The organism is Stenotrophomonas sp. 10N36, from assembly GCF_056395005.1.
Genome location: NZ_JBFTIS010000008.1, coordinates 138179 through 156785 on the forward strand (window position 1 = coordinate 138179; position 18607 = coordinate 156785).

Consider the following 18607-nt stretch of genomic DNA (forward strand, 5'->3'; position numbering starts at 1 on the left):
GCCCCTGCCTGCGCGCCTACTTACCGCCCAGTTCCACCACCGGCACAAAGCCGCCGTAGATCATGCGCTTGCCGTCAAACGGCATCGGGTTGTTTTCCGGATTCATGCGCGGGTCTTCCATCATCTTCTGCATGCCGGCATCGCGGGTGGCCTTGTCGGGCCATTCGATCCAGGAAAACACCACCGTTTCATCGTCCTTGGCCTCCACGGCGCGGAAGAAGTCGGTCTGCTTGCCGTGGCTCACATCGTCGCCCCAGCATTCGACCACGCGCAGCGCGCCGTGCTCGATACAGATCGCATCGCCTTCGCGGGCGTGGGCAAGGAACTTCTCTTTGTTGGCGGTGGGTACTGCAAGCACGAAACCGTCGATATAGGACATGGCTGCCTCCAGGGGTGGGCGATGGCGCACCGGAACGGGCGCCTTCATGACATACGACGTGCGGGGAAGGGGCAGATCGACAATGCGCCCGCGAGCGCGCGGCCGGCGTGATGGTAGTGCGCCTCAATTCACGCCAATGCCAACGCGTTCAATGACTTACGGGATACGCGGCGGCGCGCTTCCGTACGGGGGGTCAGAAAAATCCTAACGAGGGAGCGGAACATCCTGATATTCCAGCTGACGCGTTCAGCACACTATGGGGACGCCGGGCAGGACCTTTCCCCAAGGCCCCTGCACCTTGTCGCACACCCTGCGCCGAGCGGTGCAACACGGAGATGGACGCGTTAGCCGGTTACTCCCCAAGAGCGGCTTCCCCAGCGCGTGACGCCCCGCAAGGGCATCGTCGTGACCAGAATCCTCCTCGCGCGTAGTGTCGCCGCCGCCGTGCGCTGCCAGGTGCCTCGCACCGCCCACGCGCACCGCTCCTCACCCCGCATGCACGCCTGACAGCTGTTTTTCCGCTGGAATCTGCGCGCGCGTATGTCACAGCCCAACTGAACCCCTGCCAAAAATTCACACAGGTGAAGGGGGCTCACTTCAGGGCGGGTTGTGTCGAATAACGGAGAATTTACATTTCCGATGCAACCGACGTCCGCGTCAGCTGCAAGTAGTTCAAGACAGAGGTGTACCCCCATGAAGACTTCGTTGATTGCCCTGGCGCTTGCCGCCGCCCTGCCGTTCGCCGCTTCCGCTGCTGAAGGCCTGTCCTACAACTACGCCGAAGGCGACTACGTCAAGACCGACGCAGACGGCGGCAAGGCCGATGGTTGGGGTGTGAAGGGTTCCTACGCGTTCCTGCCGAACTTCCACGCCTTTGGTGAGTTCAACCAGCAGAAGAGCGACCTGGACGACGCCAAGACCGACCAGTGGCGCGTCGGCGTGGGCTACAACCAGGAAATCGGCAACAGCACCGACTTCGTGGGCCGCGTTGCCTACAACAAGTACGACCCGCGCCATGGCCTGGACTTCAACGGTTACAGCGCCGAAGCCGGTATCCGCACCGCGTTCGGCCAGCACGCCGAAGTCTACGCAATGGCCGGCTACGAAGATTTCAGCAAGAAGCACGGCATCAATCCGGATGGCCAGTTCTACGGCCGCCTGGGTGGCCAGGTGAAGTTGAACCAGAACTGGGGCATCAATGGCGACATCAAGATGGATCGCCACGGTGACAAGGAATGGTCGGTCGGCCCGCGCTTCAGCTGGTAATTCCAGCGTGACCGCATCGCCACGCGCCTGATCGGCGTGGCAGGAAAGGCCCGGCATTGCCGGGCCTTTTTCGTGGGCGCAGCGTCGGCTGGGTCAGATCGCAGCGGCCAACAGCGCCGCGCTGCGCGCCAACAGCACCCGCGATGCCGGCGCGGTGCCAAGCAGGTGCAGGCACGCGTGCACCATGCCGGGCAGGCGCTCGCAGTGCACCGCCACCCCGGCCTGCGCCAAGCGCGCGGCGTACTGCTCGCCTTCGTCGCGCAGCGGGTCGTACGCGCACACCAGCACGGTGGCCGGCGGCAGGCCGCGCAGGTCATGCGCCCGCGCGGGCACCGCCCGCCCATCGGCGTTGGCCACGCCCTCGCCCAGGTAGGCCTCCCAGCACCGTTGCATCAACGCCGTGCTCAGGTAATAGCCCTCGCCGAACTGCCGGTGGCTGTCGGTGTCGATGGTCGTGTCCAACGCCGGGTACAGCAGCAGCTGGTGGTGGATGGGCGGCCCACCGCGCTCGCGCGCCAGCAGGGCCACCGCCGCGGCTAGGTTGCCGCCGGCACTGTCCCCGCCCACCATCAACCGCGTCGGGTCGATGTCCAGCTGGGCGGCCTGGGCATGGCTCCAGCACAGCCCGGCGTACACGTCCTCCAGCGGAATCGGGAAGCGGTGTTCCGGCGCCAGCCGGTAGTCCACCGCCAGCACCACGCAGCCGGTGGCATTGGCCAGCGCCCGGCACGGACGGTCATACACCGCCAGCGAGCACTGGAACCACCCGCCGCCATGGGCGAACAGCAGCCCCGGGCGCGCCTGGCCCTGACAATGCCCGGCCGGCCAGTACGCGCGCACGGTGAGCGCATGGCCATCGTCGGTGGTCACGCTGAAATCCCGTACGTCGGCCACCTGCTCCAACCGACCCTGCAGGGCGGGCAGGGCAGCTTCGCTGGCCGCGCGGATCTGCTGCAGCGTCAACCCTGCCACCACCTCCGGCGGTGGCAGGGTCTGCAGGAAGCGGGCGATATCCGGGTCCAGGCTCATGCCGCGCAGTCCGGCAGCAGGAACGGCAGCAGCTGGTCCAGGAAGGCCTGCGGGGCTTCTTCCATCACGAAGTGCCCGCAGTCGGCAATCATCGTGCCGCGCAGGTCGGCGGCGTGCGCGCGCATGGTGTCCATGGGCATGTTGGCGGTGGCATGTTCGGCCCCGATGGCCAGCACCGGCATCGCCAGCGGAGTAAGAGCGCGCTGCTGGTTCTGGCGGATGGTCTCGGGAATGGCGCGGTAATAGCCAAACCCACCGCTCAGCCCGCCCGGCGCCGCATACGCGCGGATGTACACCTCGCACGCCACCGCTTCGCGGCGATGCGCCCAGCGGTCGAACATGAAGGTCAGGTAGGCGCGCTCGCGCCCGGCAATCAGCGCTTCGGGCAGGTCGCGCACCTGGTTGAACATGAAATGCCACAGGAAGATGTTGTCTTCCGGGGCCACGAACACCGGCGGTGCCTCGGCCAACCCGGGAATCACCGCCTCGGTGATGGCCAGCCGCTGCACGGCATCGGGCTGGTCGCTGGCCAGCGCGTAGGCCACCCACATGCCCACGTCATGGCCCACCACCTGGTAGCGCGCATGGCCCAGCTGCTGCATCACCGCGTGCAGGGTGGCGGCGATGGCGCCGGTGTCGTAGCCGTGGGCCGGCGTGTCCGAATCACCAGTACCGGGCGGATCCACCGCAATGGCCTGGAAACCCTGTGCGGCCAACGCCTGCAGGATGTGTCGCCAGGCGTACCAGGTCTGCGGCCAGCCGGGAATCAGCAGCACCGGCCGGCCCTCGCCCAGGATCGCGCAATGCACGCTGCGGCCGTCAATGCGGACGTGGCGGTGGGTAATGCTGTCCAGTGAAGTGCTCATCAGTGGATCCCCAGCATGCCGTGGATCTGCGCACGGCTGACCGGCGCGCCGGCGAAGTCGTCGAAGATGCGGTCGGTCACGGTGATGATGTGCGCGTTGATGAAGGCCACGCCCTCGCGCGCACCGTCTTCCTGGTTCTTCAGGCAGCACTCCCACTCCAGCGTGGCCCAGCCGTCGTAGTCGTACTGGGCCAGCTTGGAGAAGATGCCCTTGAAGTCCACCTGCCCATCGCCCAGCGAACGGAAGCGCCCGGCGCGCTCGGTCCAGCCGCTGTAGCCGCCGTAGATGCCCTGGCGGCCGCTCGGATTGAACTCGGCATCCTTGATGTGGACCATGCCGATGAAGTCGCGGTAGATGTCCAGGAAGCTCAGGTAATCCAGCTGCTGCAGCACGAAGTGGCTGGGGTCGAACAGGATCCGGCAGCGTTTGTGGCCGCCCACCGCGGCGTGGAAGCGCTCGAAACTGGTGCCGTCGTGCAGGTCTTCGCTAGGGTGGATCTCGTAGCAGAGGTCGATGCCGTGTGCGTCGCACACGTCCAGGATCGGCAGCCAGCGGCGGGCCAGCTCCTCGAACGCGGCCTCGATCAGGCCGTCCGGCCGCTGCGGGAACGGGAACAGGTAGGGCCAGGCGAACGAACCGGAGAAGGTGCCCATGCGGTCCAGGCCCAGCCGCTGCGACGCCTTGGCCGCCAGCTTGATGCGCTCGATCGCCCAGGCGCTGCGTGCGTCCGGGTCGCCGTGCAGGGCGGCGGGGGCGAAGCTGTCGCACAGCGCGTCGTAGGCCGGGTGCACCGCCACCAGCTGGCCGAAGATGTGCGTGGTGAGCTCGCTGATCACCAGCCCGTGGCCGGCCAGCATGGCGATCATGTCATCGCAGTACTGCTGGCTGTGCGCGGCCTGTTCCACGTCGAACAGGCGGTCGTCCCACGCCGGAATCTGCAGGGCCTTGAAGCCCTGGCTGGCGGCCCAGGCGGCAATGGACGGCAGGTCGTTGAAGGGGGGCTGGTCTGCACTGAACTGGGCCAGGTGCAGGCTGGGGCCTTGGATGGTGCGCATCGGATGTCGCCTTATTGTTTGTCGAGCGACAAAGAATAGGCCGCAAGTTCGCCCCGGTCAACGCCGGGTATCGCTAGAATTGCCGCACCGCTTCTTTCCGTAGTGATGCCCCATGGCCGGCCGCCCCCGCGAATTCGACAAAGACCACGCCCTCAAGCAGGCCATGCTGCTGTTCTGGGCGCGTGGGTACGAAGGCACGTCGATGTCGGCGCTGGTGGAGGCACTGGGCATCGCCTCGGCGCGCATCTACGCCGCCTTCGGCAGCAAGGAGCAGTTGTTCCGCGAGGCGGTGGCGCTGTACGAAGCCGGCGACGGGGGCTTTGCCGACCGCGCGCTGCGCGAGCAGGCGGTGCGCCCGGCCATCGAACGCATGCTGCACGACGCCGTGCTCACCTACACCAAGCGTGGGCGCGCGCAGGGCTGCCTGGTGGTGTCGGCGGCCACCAGTACCGCACCGGAGAACGAGGCGGTGATGGACTGGCTGGCCGAACACCGCCGCCAGCGCACCCAGCAGATCATCGCGCGGCTGCAGCAGGCTGCCACCGCCGGCGAACTGGCCGATGGCACCGACGTGCAGGCGTTGGGCGACTACTTCGCCACCGTGCTGCACGGCATTTCCACCCAGGCCCGCGACGGCGCCAGCCGTGCCCGGCTGCTGGCCGCGGTGACGGTGGCGATGCAGGTGCTGGGGGAGCAGGCGCATGGCTGAGGCATCTGTCCGCCATCAGCCGCGCGTGGGCTGTGGTGCGGTCATCCAGCGCGCCGATGGCGCGGTGCTGCTGGTCCAGCGCGGGCGCCCGCCCGAGCAGGGTCACTGGGGCCTGCCGGGGGGCAAGGTGGACTGGATGGAAACCGTCGAAGCCGCCGTGGTCCGCGAGGTGCACGAAGAAACCGCGCTGCGCGTGGCCATTCAACGGCTGCTGTGCGTGGTGGACCATTTCGAACCGGCGCTGCAGCAGCACTGGATCGCGCCGGTCTACCTGGCGCGCACCCTGGACGACACCGTTGCCGAACTGCAGGAACCGGAGGTGCTGCTGGCGCTGGGTTGGTTCAGCCCCGACGCCTTGCCCGCGCCGCTGACCCTGTCCGCGCGCCTGGGCCTGGCACGGCTGTCAGCGGCGGGCTGAGCCCACCTGACGCATCAGCGCTTGGCCGCTGCTGCATCCCCGCGCGCCACCGCTTCCACCTCTTCCAGGCTGGTGCACGCGGTGTCGCCTGGCGTGGACATCGCCAGCGCCCCATGCGCCGCGCCCAGTTCCACGGCTACCTGCTCTCCCTTGCCGGCCAGCAGCGCATGCACCACGCCGGCCACGAACGCATCGCCGCCGCCCACCCGGTCCAGCAGGTCCACCTCGCGCCGGCGCGACACGAACAGCATGTCGCGCGTGCGCAGTGCGCCGGCCCAACCGTTGCGTGCCGCGTTGCTGGCATCGCGCAGGGTGAAGGCCACGGCCTGCAGGTTCGGGAAGCGCTGCAGCGCCCGCTGTGCGGCCGCATCGGCTGGGCCCACGTCCATCGGTGTTTCGCGCTTGCCGAGATCGGCCAGGTCCATGCCCAGGCAGGCCGCGAAGGAATACTCATCGCCCACCAGCAGGTCGCACTCGGCGGCGATGGCGCAGTTGGCGTGACGCGCCCCGTCCGGGTCAGGGTGGCTGTCCCACAGGCTGGCGCGGTAGTTCAGGTCGTAGGACACCGCCACCCCGTGGCGGCGCGCGGCCTGCGCAGCGGTGATGGCGGTCTGCGCGCTGTGCTCGGACAGCGCGGCGAAGATGCCGCCGGTATGCAGCCAGCGGGCGCCGTCGCGGCCGAACACCGCGTCCCAGTCGTATTCGTGCGGCTGCAATTGCGAGGCGGCCGAGTAGGCGCGGTCGGAAATGCCCAGCGGCGCGCGCACGCCGAAGCCGCGCTCGGTGAAGTTCAGGCCCATGCGCGTGTTGCGGCCGATGCCGTCGTAGTCGCGCCAGACGATCTGGCTGGTATCCACGCCACCGGCCTGGATCAGCTGCTGGGCAAGCGCGCCCAGCTCATTGCGCGGCAACGCGGTGAGCACGCCGCTGCGGTGGCCGAAGGTGCTGCACAGCCCGCGCGCCACGTTGTACTCGCCGCCGCCTTCCCACACGTTGAACTGGCGCGCGTTGCGCACGCGGCCTTCGCCCGGGTCGAAGCGCAGCATCACCTCGCCCAGTGCCAGCGCATCCCAGCGCTGGCCGCTGGAGGCCGCTACCTTGAACTGCTGGCCGCTCATCGTGCCCGGCACCCCAGCAGCCCCAGGTCGATGCCGGCGGCCATGCGCCGGTAGCCTTCATCGTTGGGATGCAGGTGGTCGCGGGTGATGTCCTCGGGCAGGTTTTCGGTGTTGGCCGGGTCGCGCAGGATCGCGTCGAAGTCGATCAGCGCGTCATAGCCGCTGCGGCCGCCGCGCATCCAGGTGTTGAGGGTGGTGCGGGTGGCCGCCGAGGTCGGCTCGTAGCGGTCCGAGCCGCCGAACGGGGTGATGGTGGCGGCGATCGCGCCGATGCCGTTGCCGTGCAGGCGCTCGGCGATCTGCCGGTAGCCCAGCACCATGTCCTCGGCATTGCGGCCGGCGGTGGGCGGGGTGCCGCCGTCGTGGCGGATGTCGTTGATGCCTTCGAACACGATGACCTTGCTGACGTTCGGCAGCGCGATCACGTCGCGGTCCAGCCGCGCCAGCGCGCTGTGGCTGCGGCCGTGGTCCATTACCTTGTTGCCGCTGATACCGGCATTCACCACCACCACCTGGTCCGGGCAGGCCTGCTGCAGGCGGGTGGCCAGCAACGCCGGCCAGTCGCCGTTGCTTCCGCGCGTGGCGGTGGCGCCTTCGGTGATCGAGTCGCCCAGGGCAACCACGACCACGGGCTTGCTGGCACGTTCGGCCAGCACCGCCGACACCACGTTCTGCCGGTAAGCCAGTTTGACCTTGTCACCCACCTCGGCCAGGCGGCCGTCGGCGATGCGCAGCGCGGTGCGGCGCACCGCCGGCTTGGTGGGCTGCGGGAAGTACACGGTGAGCGACACATCGGCCAGTGCCGGCACCGTCATCGCCACCGGGTCGCTGAGCAGGGCGGCGCCCACCGGCACCACCACTTCGCTGCGACCATTGAAGGTGACCAGCTTGGCCGGGGTGGCCGTGCCGGTGCGTTGGGCCGAGGCGCCGCCGATGGTCAGCGGCGCATCGCCCAGTTCATTGCTGATGCGAAAGCGCAGCGCGGTGGCCGAACTGGCCAACCGCATGTCCTGGCGCACCGTCTGGTGCGCGAACTGCACCGGCGCCTCCGGGGTGCCGTCCTGGCGGTCCGGTGCGGGTGAGGCGGTCCATGCCGGCACCCACACCTGGGCATGGGCGGGCAGCGCAGCGGCGCTGGTGGCAAGTGCAATCGAAAGTGCAGTGGTCCAGCGCAGCATGGTGGCCCTCCCAGGCGGTCAGCGAAGCAAACGGATCAAGAGAAGTAGGTGCCGCCGTTGACGTCCACGTTGGCACCGGTGATGAAACCGGCGGCATCGGAGGCCAGGTACACGGCCGTGTCGGCGGCTTCCTGCGGGCGGCCCTGGCGGCGCAGCGGGGTGTTGCCGGCCACGGCGGTGCGCACTTCCGGCTTGGTGAATTCATCGTGGAAGCGGGTGGCGATCATGCCGCAGCACAGGGCGTTGACGCGGATGCCACGCGGGCCCAGTTCCTTGGCCATGGCGCGGGTGAAGGTCATCACTGCGGCCTTCGCGGTGGCATAGATCGCCGCGCCCGGGCCACCGCCATCGCGGCCAGCCTGCGAGGCGAAGTTGACGATCGCGCCGCCCTCGGCCATGTGCGGCACCACCGCGTGGGTGGTCAGGTAGACCGAGCTCATGTTGAGGTCCATCACCTTGTGGAAGAACGCTTCGTCGATCTCGGCCAGCGGGCGGCGCTGCACCATGCCGCCGGCCACGTTCACCAGCACGTCGATGCGCTCACCGAATGCGGCCTGGGTGGCGGCCACCATGCCGGCCACCGCCTTGGCATCGGTCACGTCGGCGCGGTGCACGATGGCGGTACCACCGGCGGCCTCGATCTGCTTCAGCGTGTCCTGCGCGCTGGCTTCGTCGTTGGCGTAGTTGATGCACACCTTGGCACCGGCGGCCGCCAGCTTGATCGAGATCTCGCGACCGATGTCACGGCCGCCACCGGTGACGATGGCCACCTTGTTGTTGAATTGGGTCATGGAAAACTCCAGTAGTGCGTTGGGGGAAAGGAACGAAGAGGTTCAGCGCGGCTGGGCCGGGCCGTCGAGTTTTTCGACGCGGCCGGTCACCAGCCACAGCGCCAGCAGCGAGGCCGGCACCAGTGCGGCCACCAGGATGAAAATGGGCGCGTAGGACTCGTGGGTCATCGCCGGCACCAGCCAGGTGGTGATCAGCGTGCCGGCCACCGCGGCCATGCCGCCCAGGCCGGCGACCGAGCCGACCGACTTGCCGCTGAAGATGTCGCCGGGCAGGGTCTGGATGTTGCCGATGGCGATCTGGAAGCCGAACAGCACGAAGGCGATGGTCACCACCGCCCACACCGGGTCGGTGGCCAGCACCGCGCCCAGCAGCGCCGGAGCCATGATCGCGCCGCCCAGGGTGATCACCACCTTGCGGGCCTTGTCCACGCTCCAGCCGGCGCCGATCAGGCGGCCGGACAACCAGCCGCCGCCCAGGCTGCCGATCATCGCGCCCACGTAGGGCACCCAGGCGAAGATGCCGATCTGCTTGATGTCAAAGCCGAAGGTGTCGGCCAGGTAGAGCGGCAGCCAGGACACGAACAGCCACCAGATCGGGTCCAGGAAGAACCGCGAGATCAGGATGCCCCAGGTCTGCCGATGGCCCAGCAGCTGGCGCATGCTCGGTACATACTCGGCCTTGGGCGTGGCCGGCTGTTCGGCGGGCGCATCCAGGATCAACGCGCGTTCGGCCGCGCTCACCCACGGGTGCTTGTCGGGGCCGGCGCGGTAGATGATCAGCCACGGCAGCAGCCAGATGAAGCCAATCGCACCGATCAGGATGAACGTGCCGCGCCAGCCCAGCCACAGGAACAGCACCGCGATCAGCGGCGCCGACACGATCGCGCCGATCGACGCGCCGGCGTTGAACACGCCCTGCGCCAAGGCCCGCTCGCGCGCGGGGAACCACTCGGCGTTGGCCTTCACCGCGCCCGGCCAGGCACCGGCCTCGCTGATGCCGAGCATCGCGCGGACCAGGCTGAAGGACAGGATGGAGTGGGTGACCGAGTGCAGCGCAATCGAGATCGACCACACCGCGATGGACAGCGCAAAGCCCAGCCGCGTGCCGATGATGTCGAACAGGCGCCCGAACACGAACTGGCCGGCGGCGTAGAACAGCATGAACACCGTCACCAGCAGTGCGTAGTCTTCCTTGGTGGCGCCTACATCCTTGGAAATCTGCGGCCACATCACCGCCAGGGCGTTGCGGTCGATGTAGTTGATCACCGTGGCAATGGCGATGAGCGCCACGATCAGCCAACGGACGTAGGTACGGGCCTGCGTGGTCACTTTCATTTGCTGTCCTTGCCGGTGCTGCTGTCAAAGCGCTTCCAGCCGCCGTCCCAGCGCCAGCTCTGCCCACCGCCACTCACTTCATGGCTGCCGGGCTTGTCCGGTTCATCGGCAATGCCCACCGCCACCCGCTTGCCACCGGCCAGGTCCAGCACCAGCACATCGGCATCCTTGCCGCGGTAATGCGCAATGGCATCGATGCGGCTGTTGGCACCGCGCACGGTCTCGGCCGTGCCGTCGTACTGGCCGTGCGGTTCCAGCACGCCGTAGAAGGTGGTGGCGGTCTGGCCATCCACACGCTGCAGCAGCATCGGTTCGCGGCGCAGGTTGAACGACGGGTCATTGGCCCCGCTCTCTCCGATCAGCGCCCGCGACGGCGCGGTGCTGGCGAAGCGGTAGGTATAGAAGCGCCCGTCCAGCAGCCAGGTCAGGCTGCGCGCCTCGCTGCTGGGCTCGCTGGAGGCATCCACCCACACGTGCTGGTAGCCGTTGGCCTTGCCCAGCACCGGGCGGCTGGTTACCGCCGACTGGCTCTTGAAGCCCACATCCATGATGTGGCCGTTGAAGTGCAGCGGCAGGTCGTAGCGCGCCGCCTTGCTGCCGGTCACGCGCAGCAGGTCCAGCACCACCGGCTCGCCCAGCGAGGGGTGGGCCAGCAGCAGCTGGGTGCGGGTGAAGCTCACCCCGTCGTAGGCGCTGTCCATGCGTGCCGAGGCAATCTGGGTGTCGTCGCGGGTGGCAAACAGCAACGGCGTCGGGGCCAGCGGCTGGCCCTTCTTCCAATCACCGCCGAAGTGGCTCTGCTCGTTCACCACCAGCGTGTTGTGCGCGATGGTCTGGCGTGCCCAGCTGTTGTTCTCGGGCAGGTAGATGCCGCCGGCCTTGGCCTCGATGTTGAGGAAGCGCGCCGCGCCGTAGTCGGTGACCACGCGCTGGCCGTTGTCGTAGAACAGCCAGTTGAGCTTGTCGAAGTGGCCGTGGCCCATGCCCTGCTTGGTGTTCTTCATCACCAGTGCCTGGCCGTTCTCACCGCCCATGCGCAGGATCGCCAGCGCCCCTTCGGTGCCATCCGGTCCATCGCGCAGCAGGGTGGGTACGAACGCGAACGGCGTGGCCTTGTCCTGTGCCAGCGCCTGGGCCACCTGCAGACCCTCGGGCGACAGCAGCACGCGCTTCTGCGCCTTGGCCACCGACAACAGGCGCGCATCGCTGGTGCGCGCGTAGGCGATGTCGATGCCGGCCACCAGCTCTTCGGTGTCCAGGCCTTTGTCCAGGATCGCGTCGTTGATCGGGAAGAAGTAGCCGCCGTAGCTGCTCTGCACCAGGGCATCCACCGCCTTGAGCAGCACGCCGTCGCGGCGCTTGAAGATGCCCTGCTGCGGGTCGTTGCGCTCGATCGCATTGGCGAACAGGATGAACGGTGCCAGCGCATAGCGCTGGTAGTAGGGGCCTTCCTCGTAATAGCCATCGGGCGAGAACAGCTGGTCCACCTGCTTCAGGAAGCCGGCGCTGCCATCGCGCTTGCTGCCCTTCAGCGCCTTGTCCACATAGGTGGGGTCGCGCAGCACGTAACCGGTCATGCCCACCGCCGCCACCGCCCAGGTGGCGTGGTTGTGGATCTTGTCGAAGTTCTCCGGCGTGCCGCTCAGGAAGTCGGCCATCGGCCGGAACACGTTGTCGTCGATGGTCTTTCGGTCCGCGGCACTCAGGCTGTCGCGGATCGCGTCGTAGCCCTGCACCGCGCTCACCAGCCACACCGAGTCGTTGAGCGTCTGCCAGAACAGCCGGCCGGGAATCTGGCCGCGCCCCTGCGGGTGGGCGCCCAGCCCGGGGTACAGCTTGGCGTAGCCCAGCAGCAGGTCGCGTGCGTAATCGGCATAGACCTTGTCGCCGGTCAGCCGGTACAGCGCACCGGCAGCCTGGATGGCCTGGTAATTGCGCTTGTGCTGCTCGTGGGTGTAACCGCCGCCCTTGTCCTTGGGCACCGGCACATCGATGCCGGCCTTGATCATGCCGCGCACCAGGCGTTCGGCGCGCTGCTGTTCCTTGGTGAACACCGGGTAGCGGGCGCCGTCGCTGCGCATCTGCTGCCACTGCGCGGCGGTCACCAGCACCGGCGCGCTGCCTGCGCTGGCCGGTTGTTGGGTGGCGGCCGGTGCGGCGGCAACGGCGGGCAGTGCTGCGGCGCTGAAGGACGCGGCCAGCAGCAGCATCAAGGGCGTGGAACGCGTCATGGCAGGGTCTCGGCTGGAGTATCAGACTGCATTGCCGCCGTGGCGGTAAGCACGTTGTTGCGCACGCGCAGGTGGGGCTCGCCCACGCGGTGGCTGAAGCGCACGCGGCCGCTGTGCGCGAATTGGTTGTCCACCAGCGTGGCCTGCTGCACGCCCTGCAGGCGCAGGCTGGTGTCATCGGCCACGCCCACCTGCTGCAGCTGGTTGCCCTGCAGCAGCAGCGACGGCCCGAAGGTGCTCTCGTCGGTGCCGCCGCGGTACAGGCTCAGCAGCGGCCCGCCGATGCGGGTGAAGTGCGAATCCACAATCTCCACCTGCTCGGCGTTGTAGGTGCCCAGGTCGTCGGTCTCGGCGGCGGCGGCAATCACGCTGCCGCTGATGTCGTCCACCGTGGTGTTGCGCAGCGCGATGCGCGCGGCCAGGCTGCCCTTGCCGGCGTTGATCACGTCGAAGGCCTTGTTGGCGGTCAGCCCGTGGATGCGGCTGTCTTCAATGTGCAGGGTGTAGTTGAACGCCTGGCTGCCCGGGGCGATGCGCACCACCGCGTTGCCGGCGGCATCGGGCGCCAGGGCGCCATCGATGTCCAGCCGCGACAGCTTCAACGCACCGCCCGCGCGGATCTCGAACAGGCTGGGGCGGGTGAACTGCAGGCGGGCCTGGCCACGCGCCGGCCCGATCACGCTCAGCGGGTGGTCCACGCCCAGCACCTGGTCCACCCGGTACTGGCCGCGCTGCAGCTGCAGGCGGTCGCCCGGGGCGCTGGCTGCAATGGCGCGGGTGAGGGTGTCCTCGCCCGGGGCCACCTTGCGCACGCTGCCACTGTCCAGCGCCACCGTGCTCAGTTCCTTCGGGTACCACGCAACGCCCACCTGGTCGCGGGCGATCGGTGCCAGGTCGCGCGGGGCGCCTGCGGCCACTGTTTCCACCGGGTACTGCAGGCCGTTGGCCGCGCGCTGCAGGGTGACCTGGCGCGCGCTTACGCCGGCCGGGAAGCCGGGCGACACGGTGGGACTCTGCACGTTGCCGCTGAAGGCAATGCCGCCCAGGTTGCCCTGGCTGCGCAGCAGTGCGTTCTTGCCATCACCGATGAACAGGTTGCCGGCCATGCGGCTGTTCACCGGCATGGCGTTGCGCTCATCGTCCAGCCCCGCGCCCAGGAACAGCTGGCGCACGTTGATGAAGCTGTTGCGCTCGATCACCGCGTCGTCGACCTGCTCGTAGCGGTTCAGAGGCGCGTCGCGCGTGCCGGCCATCACCGCCAGCGCGGCGGCGAAGTTGTCGCCGGCGATGTTCTCGAAATAGTTGTCGCGCACGATCTGGTGGCGGTTGATCACCCGCACGCCGCCGGTATGGGCCTTGTTGTTGCCCAGGAACACATTGCGCTCCACCACGTTGCCGTGGCCATGGCGCAACACCATCGACCCGCGCGATTCAAAGAACACGTTGCCCCGGTACAGGTTGCCGCCGGACTTGTTGGACACGATCTCCACTTCGCCGTCGCAGTGTTCGAACCAGTTGTTCTCCACCACCGTATTCGAATTGGACTGCGAGTCGGTGCTGGTACCCACGCGGATGGTCTCGCCGCCGTTGCTGCCCAGGTTGGGGCGCGGGCCGAACCAGTTGTGGTCGATGCGGTGGCGGTTGTCCAACCCGCTGGTGGCGTTTCGCACCACCACCAGGGTGGTGCCGGCGTTGGTCTTGCCCACCAGCTGGTTGTGGTCGAAGCGGTTGTGCTGGCCGTACATGCCCACCCAGTTGTCCGACTGCTGGCGGTCCGGCTTGTTGTAACCGTCGATCACCACCCCGGTCACCCGGCTGTGGGTGGCCCATTCCTTGGACGAGGCGCGGAAGGACACCACTTCGCTGCCCGGCGCCCAGCCATCGCGGAACACCAGGTTGGACACTTCCAGGTAGCTGCCGGCCAGCCGCAGCTGCGACTGGCCGCTGAGGATCACCTTGCCGGGGGTCTGCGCCGTCAGCTTAATTGGTTGACCAATTGTGCCGGTGCCGCGCAGAAGCAGGTCGGTATCGCGCCACACGCCGTCGGCCAGGATCACCGTGTCGCCGGGTTGCAGGGTCTTGGCCACCTGCGCATAGGCGGCAGCGTCGTGGACCAGGTGATCGGCGGCGAAGGCGGGCAGGGCGCCCAACAACAGGCCCGTGGCCAGTGCCGCCGCAAGCGGGCGCAGCGCCCATGGCGCATGCGAATGGTGCAAAGTCACAGGCTTACCCTCCCAGATCAACCGTGGCGTTCAACGCGAGTCCGGATCGTAACAGGTCGGGCGCGGCGCGCGTCAACCACAATCGCATACCACTTTAGGTGCATGTGGTTGGCCGGTTGCGCATATTTCTGCTGCATCCGCACATTAAATTCGTCCAAAGTGGTCTAGGCGGATCACAGGGGTAGACTTTAGTACCAATTCATTGACATTGGTCCAGCAACCGTGAATTGTCCGGATCGAATCCGTGTAATCGGACGATCCATCCTGGGAGGGAGATCACGATGTTGCATGACCGCCGTACGGCCTCGCCACGAGGCCTCCGCCGCACCGCGCTGCATGGCGCGCTGTTGTATGCCCTGTCTGTCACCGCGGCCGTGCCGCTGGTGTACGCACAGGAGGCCGAATCACCGCCCGCGCAGGCCACCACCCTGGACCAGGTCCAGGTCACCGGTGTGCGCGGCACCATCCAGACCTCGATCGACAAGAAGCGCGAAGAGACCGTGGTGTCCGACGTGCTCGCTGCCGAGGACATCGGCGACCTGCCGGCCCTGTCCATCGGCGAGGCCATCGAAACCATCACCGGTGCCTCCACCCATCGCGAGAAGGGCGGGGCGTCGGAAATCTCGATCCGTGGCCTGGGCCCGTTCCTGGGCTCGTCCACCTTCAACGGCCGCGAAGCCACCAACGGCAGCGGCGACCGCTCGGTGAACTTCAACCAGTTCCCGTCCGAGCTGATCAACAGCGTGGCGATCTACAAGACCCAGCGCGCCGACTTCGTCGAAGGCGGCGTGGCCGGCACCGTGAACATGGAAACGGTCAAGCCGCTCGAATACGGCAAGCGCACCATCCAGGTGGATGGCCGCGGCACCTGGCAGGACTACGACGACCGCCTCAAGGACAAGGACGGCGTCGGCTGGCGCGGTACCGCCAGCTATATCGACCAGTTCGACATGGGCGGGGCCGGCAAGCTCGGCGTCTCGGTGGGCGTGCAGGCCCTGCAGGGCAGCAACCCGGAAGAAATGTTCTCCAGCAGCTCCACGTGGGTGGCCTGCGACGGCCGCGAAACCGTGGGCGCCACCCGCAACTGCACCCAGGTCAACGGCAACCAGGTCGCCAACGGCGTGCCCTATTACCTGGTGCCCAGCAGCCGCATCTACCGCCAGTTCATCGAACACGACAAGCGCGACTCGCAGTTCGCCGCGCTGCAGTGGCGTCCCAACGACACGGTGGAAGTGAACTTCGACTACCAGCATTCCAAGCGCGACTACACCGAAGACCGCTCGGACCTGTCGCTGTCGTCGATGATGCGCAACCTCAACAACCGCGTGGTCACCGACGACGGCGCGCTGCTGCACCACACCGGCAGCACCACCATCGACTCCACCGGCAACTTCCTGGAGCGCAAGGAGGAATACACCGGCGGCGGCTTCAACGTCATCTTCCGGCCCACCCCGGCCTGGACGCTGTCCACCGACCTGTCCTATTCCAACACCCAGCGCGACCAGATCGAGCGTTCCACCCGCCTGCGCGCCGGCCGCACCGACGTCAACGGCAACCCGGTGGGCGGCATCAAGAACACCCGCTACGTCGATTACACCTACGACTACAGCGGCGATGTGCCCAGCATCTATCTGGATCCGGCGTTCGACGTGAACAACCCGGACAACTACACCGATTCGGCGCTGATCCGCCGCCGCCAGCAGAGCCGCGAGCACACCATCCGCGCGCAGCGCTTCGATGCGGCGTTCACCCCGGAAAGCGGCTTCTTCACCGCCATCAAGGGCGGCGTGCGGCATTCCGAAGCCACCTACACCGACTTCACCGACACCCGCGACATCACCACCACCAATGTGGCCGCCATCCGCGCGGCCAACCGCGCCTGCCGCCAGGAATTCCCGCAGAAGGACTTCCTGGCCAACGCCAGCGGCAACACCATCGACCAGTGGGCCAGCTTCGACAGCCGCTGCCTGTTCAACGCCTTCACCGGCGTGGACGACACCGGCCTGAGCGCCGACCTGCGCGACCCGGCCAACAACGATGTCACCGAGAAAACCAACGCCCTCTACCTGATGGGCGACTACAGCAGCGAGTGGTTCGGCCTGCCGGTCACCGGCAACATCGGCGTGCGCGGCGTGCGTACCGACGTGCGTTCGGTGGGCCTGCGCAGCAGCCTGGATGTCATCAACAACCCCGATGGCAGCGTGACCCTGCGCCCCACCGGCGACTTCACCCGGCAGATCCTCAAGTCCAGCAACACCGAATGGCTGCCCAGCTTCAACGCCGCCTTCGAACTGCACCCGGACCTGCTGCTGCGCGTGGGTGCCTACCGCGCCATGTCACGCCCCGACCTGGCCGCCGAAGGCTTTGGCCGCAGCTTCACCCTGGACGAGGCCGATACCGATTTCCGCACGGTGGCCGAGGCGCTGGGCAACATCACCGCCACCGGCAACCCGCGCGCCAAGCCGCTGATGTCCTGGAACGCCGACGTCTCGCTGGAGTGGTATGCCAACGCCGATTCCATGCTGTCCACGGCCATCTACTACAAGCAGTTCAACGGCGGCTCGGTACCGGTGGTGGTGGGCGAAACCTTCGACATCGACGGCCAGAGCGTCACCGTTCCGGTGGAGCAGCTGGCCACCAGCGACCAGAAAAGCGACCTGATCGGCTTCGAGCTCACCGGCTCGCACAGCTTCAGCTACCTGCCGGGCATCTTCTCCGGCCTGGGCGTGAAGGCCAGCTACAACTACGCCCATTCCAACTTCAAGACCGAAGACCTGCGCCTGGGCGAGTCCACCGACCCCATCACCGGCGTCTTCACGCCGGGGATCGTCGAGCCGGCCAACATCTTCGGCCTGTCCAAGCACGTGGCCTCGGCCCAGGTGTATTGGGGCCTGGGCAAGCTGGACCTGCAGGCCATCTACAAATACCGCTCGGATTATTACCAGCAGTTCGTCGGGGACCCGTCGCAGAACCGCTACGTGCGCGACAATGGCTCGCTCGACTTCCGCGCCACCTACAAAGTGAACAAGCACTTGTCGCTGTCGTTGTCGGCCAGCAACCTCACCGACGAGCCGCGGGTGTCGGATATGCCCATCCTGGGCAGCTTCCGCGAGTACACCACCTACGGGCGGCGCTATTATCTCGGGGTGCGCTACCGCTTCTGAGGTCAGTGGCGCGGTTTTCCCAACCGCGCCGCTCTCTGAGGGCGCGGGTCGCATGATGGTCCCCAGCCACCGTACAGCCAGGTCTTGATGATGTCCGAACCCCGTCTCTACCAGTCCATTGCCGCCGAAATCGTCGCGCTGATCGAGAAGGGCGAATTCCCGCCGGGCTCGCGGCTGCCCGGCGAACGCGACCTGGCCGAACGCCTCGGCGTCAGCCGGGTGACCGTGCGCGAGGCGGAAATCGCGCTGGAAGCGCAGGGGCTGATCACCATCAAGACCGGCTCGGGCGTGTATGTGAAGGCGCGCCCGTCGCAGGCCCCCGGCGCGCTGCCGGACGTGTCTGCCTTCGACCTCACCGCCGCCCGCGCGGTGATCGAGGCCGAAGCGGCGGCCATGGCCGCCAGCCGCATCACCGACGCCGAACTCCAGGACCTGGCGGGCCTCATCGCGGCCATGGTCGACCCGGCCTCGGGCGAGGCCGCCGCCAGCGAAGCCGACCGCCAGTTCCACCTGTCCATTGCCCGCATTGCCGGCAACCCGGTGGTGGAGCACTGCGTGCAGCTGATTTGGCGCATGCGCAACGAACTGCCGCGGGTGAAGCAGGTGTATGCCAACGTCTGCCACAACGACGACGACACCCGCGACGAAGAACACACCGCCATTCTCGACGCCCTGCGCCAGCGCGACCCGGCCGCCGCACGGCTGGCCATGCGCAACCACTTCCAGCGCCTGTTCGAATCCATGCTGGAAGCCACCGAAAACGAAGCGCTGGCCGAAATCCGCCGGCGTACCCAGCAGGACCGCGAACGCTTCATGGCCGCCACCGGGCACTGAGCCCGGCGCGGG

General features: G+C 67.7%; 15 protein-coding genes. 5 read left to right on the plus strand and 10 right to left on the minus strand.

Annotated elements, in window-relative coordinates; all coding sequences use genetic code 11:
• Nucleotides 1-16 precede the first annotated feature (16 nt).
• The gene (locus AC1DCJ_RS10325; protein ID WP_137191826.1) at nt 17-379 is read right to left on the minus strand and encodes a DUF1428 domain-containing protein; all 363 of its coding nucleotides are present in this window, start codon (nt 377-379) and stop codon (nt 17-19) included.
• 693 nt (nt 380-1072) lie between these two features.
• Here AC1DCJ_RS10325 and AC1DCJ_RS10330 point away from each other — a divergent pair.
• On the plus strand, nt 1073-1645 hold the full coding sequence (locus AC1DCJ_RS10330; protein ID WP_038691013.1) for an OmpO family porin: 573 nt from the start codon (nt 1073-1075) through the stop codon (nt 1643-1645).
• Nucleotides 1646-1738: 93 nt separating this feature from the next.
• Here AC1DCJ_RS10330 and AC1DCJ_RS10335 read toward each other — a convergent pair whose 3' ends face one another.
• From AC1DCJ_RS10335 to AC1DCJ_RS10345, 3 genes are read right to left on the minus strand one after another with little or no spacing between them, the layout of a single operon-like run.
• Nucleotides 1739-2674, minus strand: coding sequence for an alpha/beta hydrolase (locus AC1DCJ_RS10335; RefSeq protein WP_478070880.1), 936 nt, complete (start codon nt 2672-2674; stop codon nt 1739-1741).
• A complete protein-coding gene (locus AC1DCJ_RS10340; protein WP_314402647.1) occupies nt 2671-3540 on the minus strand; it encodes an alpha/beta fold hydrolase in 870 nt (289 codons plus the stop codon). Before AC1DCJ_RS10340 ends, AC1DCJ_RS10335 begins: the two co-directional genes overlap by 4 nt.
• Nucleotides 3540-4595, minus strand: coding sequence for a sugar phosphate isomerase/epimerase family protein (locus AC1DCJ_RS10345; protein WP_478070881.1), 1056 nt, complete (start codon nt 4593-4595; stop codon nt 3540-3542). The genes AC1DCJ_RS10340 and AC1DCJ_RS10345 overlap by 1 nt, the downstream gene beginning before the upstream one ends.
• A 112-nt stretch (nt 4596-4707) precedes the next feature.
• On the opposite strand from AC1DCJ_RS10345, the gene AC1DCJ_RS10350 reads away from it, so the two are divergent.
• On the plus strand, nt 4708-5304 hold the full coding sequence (locus tag AC1DCJ_RS10350; protein WP_313246524.1) for a TetR/AcrR family transcriptional regulator: 597 nt from the start codon (nt 4708-4710) through the stop codon (nt 5302-5304).
• Complete coding sequence (locus AC1DCJ_RS10355; protein ID WP_478070882.1) at nt 5297-5722, plus strand: NUDIX domain-containing protein; 426 nt, start codon at nt 5297-5299, stop codon at nt 5720-5722. The genes AC1DCJ_RS10350 and AC1DCJ_RS10355 overlap by 8 nt, the downstream gene beginning before the upstream one ends.
• Nucleotides 5723-5736: 14 nt before the next feature.
• On the opposite strand, the gene AC1DCJ_RS10360 is transcribed toward AC1DCJ_RS10355, so the two are convergent.
• The 6 genes from AC1DCJ_RS10360 to AC1DCJ_RS10385 are packed head-to-tail and all read right to left on the minus strand — an operon-like array spanning nt 5737 to nt 14597.
• Nucleotides 5737-6840, minus strand: a complete 1104-nt coding sequence (locus AC1DCJ_RS10360) for a sugar kinase (protein WP_478070883.1) — start codon at nt 6838-6840, stop codon at nt 5737-5739.
• The gene (locus tag AC1DCJ_RS10365; RefSeq protein WP_448132844.1) at nt 6837-8018 is read right to left on the minus strand and encodes a GDSL-type esterase/lipase family protein; all 1182 of its coding nucleotides are present in this window, start codon (nt 8016-8018) and stop codon (nt 6837-6839) included. Before AC1DCJ_RS10365 ends, AC1DCJ_RS10360 begins: the two co-directional genes overlap by 4 nt.
• 35 nt (nt 8019-8053) lie before the next feature.
• Nucleotides 8054-8809: an SDR family NAD(P)-dependent oxidoreductase gene (locus AC1DCJ_RS10370; protein ID WP_137191817.1), complete on the minus strand. Its 756-nt coding sequence runs from the start codon at nt 8807-8809 to the stop codon at nt 8054-8056.
• Nucleotides 8810-8851: 42 nt separating this feature from the next.
• Nucleotides 8852-10144 (minus strand): MFS transporter, encoded by a 1293-nt coding sequence (locus AC1DCJ_RS10375; protein WP_137191816.1) that lies wholly within the window; start codon nt 10142-10144, stop codon nt 8852-8854.
• Entirely contained in the window at nt 10141-12375 is a 2235-nt protein-coding gene (locus tag AC1DCJ_RS10380; RefSeq protein ID WP_478070884.1) for an oligoalginate lyase, read from the minus strand. Before AC1DCJ_RS10380 ends, AC1DCJ_RS10375 begins: the two co-directional genes overlap by 4 nt.
• Nucleotides 12372-14597 carry a polysaccharide lyase 6 family protein gene (locus AC1DCJ_RS10385; RefSeq protein ID WP_478070885.1) on the minus strand — a complete coding sequence of 742 codons (2226 nt, stop codon included), beginning with the start codon at nt 14595-14597 and terminating at the stop codon, nt 12372-12374. The genes AC1DCJ_RS10380 and AC1DCJ_RS10385 overlap by 4 nt, the downstream gene beginning before the upstream one ends.
• 281 nt (nt 14598-14878) lie before the next feature.
• On the opposite strand from AC1DCJ_RS10385, the gene AC1DCJ_RS10390 reads away from it, so the two are divergent.
• A complete protein-coding gene (locus AC1DCJ_RS10390) occupies nt 14879-17761 on the plus strand; it encodes a TonB-dependent receptor (protein ID WP_478070886.1) in 2883 nt (960 codons plus the stop codon).
• Between the two features lie 90 nt (nt 17762-17851).
• Entirely contained in the window at nt 17852-18595 is a 744-nt protein-coding gene (locus tag AC1DCJ_RS10395; RefSeq protein WP_038692607.1) for a FadR/GntR family transcriptional regulator, read from the plus strand.
• The last annotated feature ends 12 nt before the right edge of the window (nt 18596-18607 follow it).